Origin of the sequence: Erwinia sp. AnSW2-5, assembly GCF_045107195.1 — a bacterium.
Classification (GTDB): Bacteria; Pseudomonadota; Gammaproteobacteria; order Enterobacterales; family Enterobacteriaceae; genus Erwinia.
In genome coordinates this window covers 142002-154472 of sequence record NZ_JBJGXA010000011.1, presented here as the reverse complement: position 1 = coordinate 154472, position 12471 = coordinate 142002, and the positions used below count along the sequence as shown (strand labels likewise).

7 protein-coding genes are annotated in these 12471 nt (G+C 55.0%); 4 read left to right on the top strand and 3 right to left on the bottom strand.

Translation table 11 applies throughout. The annotated features are described in order from the left end of the window. Nucleotides 1–57: 57 nt before the first annotated feature. Genes ACFL9S_RS10115 through rcsB form a run of 3 tightly spaced genes read left to right on the top strand, consistent with a single transcriptional unit; the run spans nucleotide 58 to nucleotide 4537 of the window. On the top strand, nucleotides 58–1212 hold the full coding sequence (locus tag ACFL9S_RS10115) for an MFS transporter (protein WP_405261732.1): 1155 nt from the start codon (nucleotides 58–60) through the stop codon (nucleotides 1210–1212). 15 nt (nucleotides 1213–1227) lie between these two features. After that, entirely contained in the window at nucleotides 1228–3888 is a 2661-nt protein-coding gene (gene rcsD, locus ACFL9S_RS10110; RefSeq protein WP_405261730.1) for a phosphotransferase RcsD, read from the top strand. 1 nt (nucleotide 3889) lies between these two features. Then, complete coding sequence (gene rcsB / locus ACFL9S_RS10105) at nucleotides 3890–4537, top strand: response regulator transcription factor RcsB (protein ID WP_062742930.1); 648 nt, start codon at nucleotides 3890–3892, stop codon at nucleotides 4535–4537. Nucleotides 4538–4673: 136 nt separating this feature from the next. Here rcsB and rcsC read toward each other — a convergent pair whose 3' ends face one another. Both rcsC and ACFL9S_RS10095 read right to left on the bottom strand, forming a co-directional pair. Next, nucleotides 4674–7526 carry a two-component system sensor histidine kinase RcsC gene (gene rcsC / locus ACFL9S_RS10100; RefSeq protein ID WP_405261729.1) on the bottom strand — a complete coding sequence of 951 codons (2853 nt, stop codon included), beginning with the start codon at nucleotides 7524–7526 and terminating at the stop codon, nucleotides 4674–4676. Between the two features lie 105 nt (nucleotides 7527–7631). Next, nucleotides 7632–8615 (bottom strand): helix-turn-helix domain-containing protein, encoded by a 984-nt coding sequence (locus ACFL9S_RS10095; RefSeq protein WP_405261728.1) that lies wholly within the window; start codon nucleotides 8613–8615, stop codon nucleotides 7632–7634. Nucleotides 8616–8691: 76 nt separating this feature from the next. On the opposite strand from ACFL9S_RS10095, the gene ACFL9S_RS10090 reads away from it, so the two are divergent. Then, nucleotides 8692–9708, top strand: coding sequence for an alpha/beta hydrolase family protein (locus ACFL9S_RS10090; RefSeq protein WP_405261727.1), 1017 nt, complete (start codon nucleotides 8692–8694; stop codon nucleotides 9706–9708). A gap of 67 nt (nucleotides 9709–9775) precedes the next feature. On the opposite strand, the gene gyrA is transcribed toward ACFL9S_RS10090, so the two are convergent. Continuing rightward, nucleotides 9776–12412, bottom strand: coding sequence for a DNA topoisomerase (ATP-hydrolyzing) subunit A (gyrA, locus tag ACFL9S_RS10085; RefSeq protein WP_405261726.1), 2637 nt, complete (start codon nucleotides 12410–12412; stop codon nucleotides 9776–9778). Nucleotides 12413–12471 lie beyond the last annotated feature (59 nt).

Below are 12471 nucleotides of genomic sequence, written 5' to 3'. Positions count from 1 at the left end.
CTGGCAACAATTGTGGTAAAAAATGGGGTTGATTACGCGACGGGCAAAATGGATAAAATGACGACACTGGAAGACCCTGCCTCAGAGGCGAAAGCGCTGGCAACACAGCGTGCCACGCGCGCAGTATTTTTAATCGCCGGTATCGGTATGGCCTCCTGGGCTCCCCTGGTTCCTTATGCGAAAGACCGCGCCCTGTTAACCGACGGCTCCCTGGGTACGTTGCTACTGTTTCTTGGCCTGGGCTCGTTGATTGCTATGCCGCTGACCGGGATGCTGGTCGGCCGTCTGGGCTGCAAACGCGTGATTGCGACCGGCAGCCTGTTGTTGCTGCTAATGTTGCCCCTGCTGGCAACGCTCTCTACCCCCTTTACGCTGGCACTGGCACTGATGATCTTTGGTGCCGCCATCGGCCTGATTGACGTGGCGATGAATATCCAGGCCGTCGAAGTGGAAAAAACTGCCCGCAAAGCGATGATGTCCGGGTTCCATGGTTTCTTCAGCGCAGGCGGGATTGTTGGGGCCGGGCTGGTCAGTGCCGCGCTGGCGCTGGGCGCCTCTCCGTTGGTCTCCATCCTGATGATTAATGTCTTGCTGGTCCTGCTGTGGTTGTACTGCCAGCGGCATCTGCTCAGCCAGCGTTTGCACCAGCCGGATACGCCGCTGTTTGTTGTGCCGCGCGGCTGGGTGCTGTTCCTTGGCGTACTCTGTTTTATTCTGTTTTTGACCGAGGGTGCCATTCTTGACTGGGGCGCGCTGTTCCTGACCCATAGTCGCGACCTGCCCGCCGCGCAGGCCGGGCTGGGTTACGCGGTATTCTCCATTGCCATGACCATTGGCCGCCTGTTTGGCGACCGCATCGTCAACGTTTTCGGCCGCACGGCGACGCTGTTCTGCGGCTCCTTATGTGCAGCGGCTGGACTGGTGCTGGCGGTGGCGATACCGGATGCGATCTGGACATTGATCGGTTTCCTGCTGGTCGGGTTTGGTGCTTCTAACGCCGTGCCGATTATGTTCAGCGCGGCGGGAAAACAGCAGGTGATGCCTGCCAATCTGGCGATCGCGGCAATGACCACTATCGGTTACGCCGGCATTCTTGCGGGGCCTGCGTTGGTCGGTTTTATTTCACAATTATCCAGCCTGTCCGTCGCATTTAGCGGCATTGCGGCGCTGCTGTTGGTCGTCGCTGCCAGCGCCCGACAGATTACTCGTTAACCGGGGTTTTACTGCATGTTGCCTTATAAATTTCCACTGACTTCCGGCAATGTTTCGCGCTTCTTTGCGTTGTTTATTCTGGTGCTGGTACTGGCAACCGGATTTATGATCCACAATGCAGTTAACGCCTGGCTGACAGAAAAGCGCTACGCGATGGCTGATATTACCCACGCGATGCAAAAGCGCATTGATACTTATCGCTTCGCTACCTGGCAGATTTATGAAAACCTGGCGGCCAATGCGGCGGGCACCTCTGGCAACAGTTTGCAGGAAACTCGCCTGCGTCAGGATGTCTATTATCTGGAAAAAACCCGGCGTAAAACCGAAGCGTTAATTTTTGGTTCGCACGACAGCGGCACGCTGGATATGACACTGCGCATGTCCAACTATCTCGATACCTTATGGGGCGCCGAGAACAGTACCTGGTCGATGTATTTCCTCAACGGGCAGGACAACAGCCTGATCCTGGTCTCTACCCTGCCGTTAAAAGATATGGCTTCACGCTATAAAGAGAGCGCCATCAGCAACATCGTTGAGGCGCGCCGCGCCGAGATGCTGCAACAGGCGAATGCGCTGGACGAGCGTGAGAGCTTTTCGCCACTGCGCCGCTTTACCTGGCAGAATGACCACTACTTCACCGTGCGCACCACCTTCAATCAGCCTGGGCATCTGGCGACCGTGGTGGCTTTCGATCTGCCGGTGAACGACATTATTCCGCTGAATATGCCGCTGGAAAATTTCCAGCTCAAGCAGGACACCACTCCGGTTGCCGAAGGGGATGATAATCAGGACAGCAGCAACAGCACCCGCATCAGTTGGGTCAACCCTAATATCGAAATTGCCGGTTCACTGGCCAGCACCCCCTTACAGCTGATCTATCGTGTACCGATAAACGGTTTAGTGGTAGATACGTTGCGTAATCTGCTGTGGCCGCTGCTGGCTAACCTTGCGCTGCTGCTGATGTCGCTGGCTGGCCTGTTTCTGCTGCGTCAGCAGTCGCTGCGCCCCAGTGAGAATCAGAGCGCGGAGCTGGAGTCGTTGCGTCTGTTGAACGAAGAGATTGTCGGGACGCTGCCGGTGGGGCTGCTGGTGTATGATTTTGCCAATAACCGCACCATTATCAGCAATAAAATTGCCGAACACCTGTTGCCGCATCTCAATCTGCAAAAGATCATCAATATGTCCGATCAGCATCAGGGCGTGTTGCAGGCCACGGTCAACAATGAGGTGTATGAGATCCGCCATGCCCGCAGCATGATTTCACCGCATACGCAGGTGTTTATGATGCGCGATCAGGATCGTGAGCTGTTGGTGAACAAAAAACTGCAAAAAGCGCAGCAGGTGCTGGATAAGAATCATCAGTCACGCCAGCAGCTGTTGCAGAATCTCGGCCACGCGTTGCAGCGTCCGCTGAGCAGGGTGATCGCCAGCCTGCAAGCGCTGGCATCAGCGCACCCGGATGAACAGGTGGGTACGTCGCTGGACGCCTCGCAGGCTCTCAGCCGTCTGGTTGATGATATTGTGCTGCTGAATCAGTTGGAAACCCTCGACTGGACACCGGATGCAGGCAGTTTCAATCTGCAAACCCTGCTGGATGAACTGGCGAGCGAGCTGCTGCCCGTCATGCGCCGCAAAGGTCTGACGCTGATGATCGCCAATCACCGCAGCAGCGATGAGACACGTTTTGGCGATCGCCGGGCGATCCGTAAGATCCTTTCTACGCTGCTGCACTATGCCGTGACCACCACCACGTGGGGCCGGGTGAGCATGACCGTTAGCGCCCCGGACGAACGCCCGGATCGCCTGACGATTGAGATTGTTGATACCGGCGCGGGTCTTTCCGCTGACGAAATGTCGAATACTGATTTCCCCTACCTGGGTGAGACTCATCAGGACCGTTATGGTCAGGCCTCTGGCATGGCCTTCTTCCTGTGTAAACAACTGTGCAAACAGTTAGGCGGCCACCTGGAAATCAGCGCCAGCCCGGATATCGGCACACGCTACAGCATCCAGCTCCATACCCCGCTGGAACCTCAGCTGGAGCAGGAGGAGAAGCTGCTGGAGGGCGTCAATGCCCTGATTGATATTACCGTTGATGACGTGCGTAAAATCGTCGTTCATCAGCTTGAAGACTGGGGCGCGAATTGCATTACGCCAGACGAACGTTTCTCCGGTCAGGAACACGATGTACTGGTCACGGATGAACCTGAGCACTTAACACCGTGGTCATTACTGCTCACCAGTGATGAACCCGGTTTCAGCCAGATTTCATCCAATCAGTACCGGGTCAATTTCAATATCAGTAGCGCGATGCAGGATGCGCTGCTGACATTGATTGAACAGCAGCTGGCTCAGGACGAGCTGGGGGACGAAAATGCGGAACAACAGGAAACGGCTCAACTCTTCGCCAGTGGTTACTTTCAGCTTTTCGTCGATACAGTACCCGATGATGTCAAGAGACTGTATAATGAGGCCGCAAACAGGGACTTTATTGCGCTTGCTCAGACTGCGCATCGGCTGAAAGGCGTGTTTGCCATGTTAAATTTGCTACCCGGCAAGCAGTTTTGTGAAACGTTAGAACATCACATTGAACAGTGTGACGATTCAAACATTGAAAATACCACCAGTGAAATTGACAATTACGTCAATGACCTGCTGCAGCAAGGTAACCAATAATATGAACAACCTGAATGTCATTATTGCCGACGATCACCCTATTGTTCTGTTCGGCATTCGTAAGTCGCTCGAACAAATTGAATGGGTCAATGTTGTCGGTGAGTTTGAAGACTCCACAGCATTAATTAACAGCTTGTCTAAGCTTGATGCCAACGTTCTGGTGACAGATTTGTCTATGCCAGGCGAAAAATATGGCGATGGCATTACGTTGATCAAATACATCAAGCGTCACTATCCTGACCTGTCGATTATTGTTCTGACCATGAACAATAACCCGGCCATTCTCAGTGCAGTGCTGGATCTGGATATCGAAGGTATTGTACTGAAACAGGGCGCGCCAACCGACCTGCCTAAAGCTCTGGCAGCATTGCAGAAAGGCAAAAAATATACGCCGGACAGCGTGGCAAAACTGCTGGAGAAAATCAGCGCGGGTGGTTACGGCGACAAACGTCTGTCACCGAAAGAGAGCGAAGTGCTGCGCCTGTTTGCTGAAGGCTTCCTGGTGACCGAAATTGCCAAGAAACTGAACCGCAGTATCAAAACGATCAGTAGCCAGAAGAAATCAGCGATGATGAAACTGGGTGTGGATAATGATATTGCGCTGCTGAACTATCTGTCATCAGTGAGCATGTCACCAGTTAAAGATTAAGTTTAGTGCGAATGACGGGGCGACCGGAACAAATGGTCGCCCCTTCTGTAGGGGCTGACCTTCTGTTTCGGTCAGCCCGTCCAGCCGACGATATTCATCTCAATGACTGACCTTCTGTTTCGGTCAGCCCTTATCTTCAGCTCTTCTCCCTGCCCTTCCTTGCCCGCTCCGCATATAACGTCAACGCCTGCTGTAACGTATCCATTGTCACGGGCTTCGACAGACAGTTGTCCATTCCTGCATCAATACAGCGCTGCTTCTCTTCCGCTAACGCATTCGCCGTCACGCCCACCACCGGGAAAGTTTTCCCCAGTTCGCGTAAACGTCGCGTCAGACCATAACCATCCAAATTCGGCATATTCACGTCGGTCAACACGATATCAATATCGTTACGGCTAATCACGTTCAGCGCATCAAGGCCATCGCGCGCCGTTTTCACCCGGTAGCCAAGCGACCCAAGCTGATCGGACAGCAGCATACGGTTGATCGGATGATCGTCGACCACCAGGATCAGGATGTCATCATGCGTAGCGATTTGCGCTTCTTTCGCCTGTACCGCCATTAGCCCTTCTGGCTGATCCGCCTCCACGCGGTAGATCCTTCCCAGCAGTGAAGGTAATTCGTGCGGCGTGGTGGTGGCACAAACCCAGTGCCCTGCGCCCAGATGTTGTGGTGCATCATTATGGCGACTGTCAAAGCGGATGGTGGCACGTACACTCTGCACCGGCAGGAAATCATGATCGGTAATAATGACGTCATCTGCCGCCGCCTCACCTTCGTAGCGCTCCACCTGAATACCGTTTTCCCCCAGCAGGCGCGTCAGGAAAATGGCCAGCTGCTCGTTACGCAATGCCAGCCAGCACTGTTTATCATGCAGGCTATCCTGCAACTCGGGTGCCACCGCCCGGCTGTTATACAGCGGAATGCGGATAATAAACTGGCTGCCCATGCCAGGCTCAGAGTCGACCTCGATATCGCCGTCCATCATATTGATCAGCTTCTCACAGATAGCCAGCCCCAGCCCGGTTCCCTGGAAGTTACGCTGCACGCCGCTGCCGACCTGGAAGAACGGGTCAAACAGACGCGTTAACTCCTTCGCCGGGATCCCCACGCCGCTGTCGCGTACGCGAAAAGCCAGATATCCATCTTTCACATAAACCTGCAAGATGATCCCGCCAGTATGGGTGAACTTAATCGCGTTATTCAGCAGGTTGGAGATCACCTGCTGCAAACGCATCGGGTCACCCTCCAGCGTGGCAGGAACATCGCTGTCGACAAAGCACCACAGCGTCAGACGCTTCTTCACTACCATCGCCAGATAGTTTGAGGTGATATGCGCCACCACTTCACGCGGGGAGAACTCAGCAGGTTCAATTTTCAGCTGCTCGGACTCTATCTTGGAGAAGTCGAGGATATCGCTAATGATTTTAAGCAACAGGCTGGAGGAGTTGTTCATCGCTGTCACCAGTGACTCAACACCCGACGGCAGAGACTTGGTTTGCAGCAGATCGAGGTTACCGATAATGCCGTACAGCGGCGTACGCAACTCGTGGCTGACCGTCGCCAGGAACATGGATTTAGACTGGCTGGCCTGCTCTGCGGCCTGGGCCATCTCCTGTAATGACTCTTCCATTTTGACACGAGCACTGACGTCAACCAGCACGCAGATCGCCACATTCTCATTGCGGTAGCGCGAATGGACAAAGCTGATTTGCAGGTTGGTATTACTGCCCGTCAGCACATCGACAAAGTTAACCTGCTGCCCGCAGATAATCTCGGTTAAACGCAGCCGATCTTCCTGGGTCAGCATGGTGAGATAATTATGGGCTAGCTCATTACTGAGGATGTTGGTGCCATCGCTGGTGCGTAAAATACAGATCCCGACCGGGGCCGAGGCGACAATTTTACGGTTAAACTGCTCGTGTTCTTCCAGCCGATGGGCGTTATCTTCGGCGGGAAGAAACATTCTGCGTTCAAACAACCATGCCAGCGTGAACAGCACAATCGCACTGATCAGGTTCAGCAACAGGGCGTTGATAATCAAAATTTTCAGCCGTTCGATCATCACATTCGTCGGCACCGAGTAGACGATACTGAGCGAAGACGGCGACAGACTTTTCTTCATAATCAGTTGATTGTAGCCGGCAACATAACCAAACCATGCGGCATCATCGGGCAGATCGTCCGCCGAGAAATCCGGGCCATTACGCGCGGAAGAGAGCAGCCGCTGATTATTCTGATCCACCAGCGTAGCGGTCACCGGCAGGCTGCCCGGCAGGATCAGGTCTTCCATTCGGATACTCTGTTCGATACCCAACAGGGCCGTGACCTTATTCGCCACGTACACAGGCGTGATCATGTAGTAATAGCCGATGCCAGGCTGCGCCGCCGGAGAGATCCAAAACAGACTGTTTTTACGCTCGTCGTCATTGCCATTACGATATTTCAGGATGCGTTCGCGCAGCGATTTCAACGTTCGCTCACGATCGACCGACACCGTTCCCAGGCCGAAATCCGCCAGGCAGGTGCTCTCACCACCGATAAAAAACACCCGATTCAGTTCATAGGCAGAAGCGAAATTCTCTTTCCAGAAATTCAGGAAATAACTGAGGGGTTCCAGCGAGTTACGCCAGGTATTGCTCATCGCATTACAGTCGGAATCGGCATACAGCGGGTAGAACTGCGGCGGCGACGCTTTACCGGAGGAGATACCGCTCAAGGCATCAGGCGTGCTGGTCGTGGTATTCAGGCGATTTTCAGCAATGAACTTCAGCTCGCGCATTACATCTGCCGAGTGACGCACGTACCACTGCGCCTGGTCATAGCTGGTATTAAACTCCTGACGTACCTGCGATTCTCTTTCGTGTATGACGTTAATGATATAGAACGTGGTCAGCAATGCGCCCAGCGTCCACAGCATCAACGCCAGGGCGCGGAACAGATAGCGGGAAATCTTTAACGTCGTTCGGAAAGAGACAAGATATTTCAAGCGTAACCCACTGGCAGCCATAACGGACAAAAGAAAATGATTGCCGATACAGTAGCGTCAGCATGGTAAAAAAGCCAGTTATCAGCACGCCCGCAGCCCGCTATTTCAGTGATTTTCAGCCTGTTCCCAGGCATCTTTGCGCCACTCCGTCGGCGTTTTACCCGTGATGCGGCGAAACTCACGATTAAAGTTGGATTTGGTCTGGAAACCAACGCTCTCCATCACCTCAATCACCGTTTGCTGGTTGCCCGCAAGCCGCTCTCCCGCCTCACGGATACGCCAGCCATTCACATACTGAGACACACTCTGCTGATGGAGGGTATTCACCGCAGCGGAGACCTGCCGCGTCGGAATTCCGGCTTTGCGCGCCAGTCGTGCAAGATTCAGTTGAGGTTCCCGGTACAGTCCGGCCTGCATCAGTGCATCAATACGGGCCATAATATCCGGGTCTTCTGCGCGGGCTTCCCGCACCACTTTGACGACAGGCGCTGCAGCGGGCGATCGGCCTAACAGCAGCAGCAACGACATTACAGCCGCGATGGTGAGATTGCCGGCCAACAAAAGCGCCGGGGTTCCCGCCGCCGCCGCAAACGCCATCAGCCAGGACACGGTGACATCCAGTAAAGCCACCACGACCAGCAATAACGCCAGCAGACGCCAGCCCTGCAACGTCAGAATGCTCTCGCTCAGTGCCGCCTCCGGCAGCACATCGCTGCCCGATTGCAGCCGCAGCCACATCAGGGCGGCACAGCCCAGCCAGATAGCGGGCAGCAGCCAGTCAATTCCCTGCGGCAGCCACAGCACGCAGGCGATCATCAGCACGACCACCAGAGCGCTGCGCCATGCGCGTATGCTCTGCCCGGTGGCCTGCGCCAGCGCCAGACGGCACATCAGCGGCAGTGCCGACGCGGTGATGGGCTGCAACCCGTGCCACACCTTTTCCCCAGGCAACATGATAGCCAGCCCGGCAATCAGACTGTGTACCAGGCACAGCCACAGCAGCAGTTGAAACAGGTGGCCCATGTCACGGCGCTGCACCAGCAGCAGCACGCACACCAGACTGAGCAAAAAATTAACCGGTATCAGCATAGGACTCTATCGCGATCGAGGACGCCTGGCGCCTGTAATCTCCTGATAATAGGCTTTTTCTACACGATGAGTGAATATGATGCGTTTAATTATTTCCATAATGTTATGGGCACTGAGCCTCCCGGCCTGGTGCTATTCCGTCGGCAGCCAGCAGGAAGCGATCGTCGATAGCCAAAGCGCCCGCACGCTGAATGTGCGTATTTTTTACCCCAGCCACAGCGATCAGACTCCTCAGATGCAGGCAGCAAGCGGCGTCTTTTCGGGCTTCTCTGCTATCGCTAGTGCGCCACTGGCACCGGGCCGTTTCCCGCTGATTGTGTTGAGCCACGGCAGCGGAGGTAATAATGCCAGCCTCGCCTGGCTGGCCGTTCCTCTGGCAGCGCGCGGTGCCATCGTGATTGCCGCCAACCATCCCGGCAGTACCACGGGGAATTCCAGCCCAAAAACCGATCTGACCCTTCAGATAACCGATCTCTCTTTTATGCTGACCCACTATCTTCAGGCCCCACGTTGGCAGCGGGCGATTGATGCCGAAAAAATCGGGGCAATTGGCCACTCTAAAGGCGGATACAGCGTGCTGGCGCTGGCCGGTGCCCGTACCAACCGCCAGCAGATGAACCACTACTGCCAGACGATGCCACAGATGCCCGACTGTCAGTTTTACTATCGTGATGGCGTCAGACTGGAAAACACCAACGACCAGCGCCTGGCGGCCAGCTATCGCGATGTGAGAGTAAAGTGGGTGATAGCGATCGATCCGGGCATGAGCTACGTGCTAACCCGCAGCAGTCTGGATAACATCCACATCCCGCTGCTGACTATTGCCGCAGACTATTTTATTCGCGCCACCGGGAAGATGACGCTCGGCGTGGATCGCCTTAAGTTGCCGCTGATCACACTGCCTGATGCCGGGCACTTCGACTTCCTGCCGCTGTGCCAGCCGAAAGCCGCAGCGATTCTGGCAGAGGAAGGAGAGGCCTTTATTTGTGAAACCCCGAAGGCACAGAGGGAAGCGATCCACCAGCAAACCCTGGCCGCCGTCAGCCAGTTTATGCAAAACCACGGTTTCCTCGCTCCCCGGAACGCAGAGTAAGCCCTGTTTTTCAGGCAAAAAAAAGCCGGTTCATCATGAACCGGCTTTTTTATCAGGCGCTTAACGATTACTCGTCATCAGCCTCTGGTGCTTCGTCGTCGCTTTCCACTTCCGGGGCGATGTCGTCATCCCCTTCCGCGACGCTGCCGTCGATAGCATCAAGTTCATCTTCCGCTACCGGTTCAGCCACACGTTGCAGGCCGACCACGTTTTCATCTTCAGCGGTACGGATAAGGATAACACCCTGGGTGTTACGCCCTACCACACTCACTTCAGACACGCGGGTACGCACCAGCGTACCGGCATCGGTGATCATCATGATCTGATCGCTATCGACAACCTGTACCGCACCAATGACCGGCCCGTTACGTTCGGTGACTTTAATCGAGATCACGCCCTGCGTCGCACGCGACTTGGTTGGATACTCGGTATTCGCCGTACGCTTACCGTAGCCGTTCTGCGTCACGGTCAGGATGGCACCATCGTCACGCGGAACAATCAGTGACACCACGCGATCGCCTTCTGCCAGTTTGATGCCGCGCACGCCAGAGGCGGTACGACCCATCGCACGAACAGCGCTCTCTGCGAAGCGCACCACTTTACCGGCGGCGGAGAACAGCATGGCTTCATCGCTACCGTTGGTCAGTGACACGCCGATCAGTTCGTCGTCATCACGCAGATTGACGGCAATGATACCGGCGCTGCGTGGGCGGCTGAACTCTTTCAGGGCGGTTTTCTTCACAGTACCGCTGGCGGTCGCCATAAAGATGTTGAAGCCTTCTGCGTACTCACGTACCGGCAGGATCGCGGTGATACGTTCGTTGGCTTCCAGCGGCAGCAGGTTGACGATTGGACGTCCACGTGCACCACGGCTGGCTTCCGGCAGCTGATAAACCTTCATCCAGTACAGACGGCCACGGCTTGAGAAGCAGAGGATGGTGTCATGGGTGTTGGCGACCAGCAGGCGGTCGATAAAGTCTTCTTCTTTAATACGTGCAGCCGATTTGCCTTTACCACCACGGCGCTGCGCTTCGTAATCAGTCAATGGCTGATACTTCACGTAGCCCTGATGCGACAGGGTGACCACAACATCTTCCTGGTTGATCAGGTCTTCGATGTTGATGTCGGCACTGTTAGCGGTGATTTCGGTACGACGCTCATCGCCGAACTGATCGCGGATCAGCTCCAGCTCTTCGCGGATCACTTCCATCAGACGCTCGGAACTGCCCAGAATGCGCAACAGCTCTGCAATCTGTGCCAGCAGCTCTTTGTACTCATCAAGCAGTTTTTCATGCTCAAGTCCGGTCAGTTTCTGCAGGCGTAAATCAAGGATCGCCTGAGCCTGCTGCTCGGTCAGATAGTACTGACCATCGCGGATACCGAACTCATCTTCCAGCCACTCAGGGCGGGCTGCATTGTCACCGGCACGTTCCAGCATCGCGGAAACATTACCCAGCGCCCACGGACGCGCAATCAGGCCTGCTTTCGCTTCAGAAGGTGAAGCGGCACGACGGATCAGCTCGATAATCGGGTCGATGTTCGCCAGCGCCACGGCCAGAGCTTCAAGGATATGAGCACGGTCACGCGCTTTGCGCAGTTCGAAAATGGTACGACGGGTAATGACTTCACGACGGTGACGCACGAAGGCTTCAAGAATATCCTTCAGCGGCATAATCTTTGGCTGGCCCTGGTGCAGTGCCACCATGTTGATGCCGAAAGACGTCTGAAGCTGGGTCAGTGAATACAGATTGTTCAGAACCACTTCGCCAACGGCATCGCGCTTCACTTCGATCACAATGCGCATACCGTCTTTGTCAGACTCATCGCGCAGGGCGCTGATGCCTTCCAGACGTTTTTCTTTTACCAGTTCGGCAATTTTCTCAATCAGGCGCGCTTTGTTCACCTGATAAGGAATTTCATGCACGATGATGGTTTCACGGCCGGTCTTCGCATCCACTTCCACTTCACCACGGGCGCGGATGTAAATTTTGCCACGGCCCGTGCGATAGGCTTCTTCAATGCCACGGCGGCCATTGATGATAGCGGCGGTCGGGAAGTCCGGGCCTGGGATGTGCTCCATCAGCCCTTCGACGGTAATGTTTTCGTCGTCGATGTAGGCCAGACAGCCGTTGATCACTTCGGTCAGGTTGTGCGGAGGAATATTCGTGGCCATCCCGACGGCGATCCCTGAGGAACCGTTAACCAGCAGGTTGGGAACGCGGGTCGGCATAACTTCGGGGATCTGCTCTGTGCCATCATAGTTAGGCACAAAATCAACGGTGTCTTTTTCCAGATCCGCCAGCAATTCGTGAGCGATTTTGGACATGCGAACTTCGGTATAACGCATCGCAGCAGCGGAGTCGCCGTCAACGGAACCGAAGTTGCCCTGGCCATCCACCAGCATGTAACGCAGCGAGAACGGCTGCGCCATACGCACGATGGTGTCATACACGGCAGTGTCGCCATGAGGGTGATATTTACCGATGACGTCACCGACGACACGGGCGGATTTTTTATAAGCTTTGTTCCAGTCGTTACCGAGGACGTTCATAGCGTAAAGCACACGGCGGTGAACCGGCTTCAGGCCATCACGGACATCTGGCAGCGCACGGCCAACGATGACCGACATTGCATAATCCAGATAGGAGTTCTTTAACTCTTCTTCGATATTGACCGGTGTAATTTCGCGGGCCAGGTCGCTCATGGAGGCGCTTTCCTTCTGTATTATTCCCGGATTCAAAGGTGCGAAAGTATATCACAATG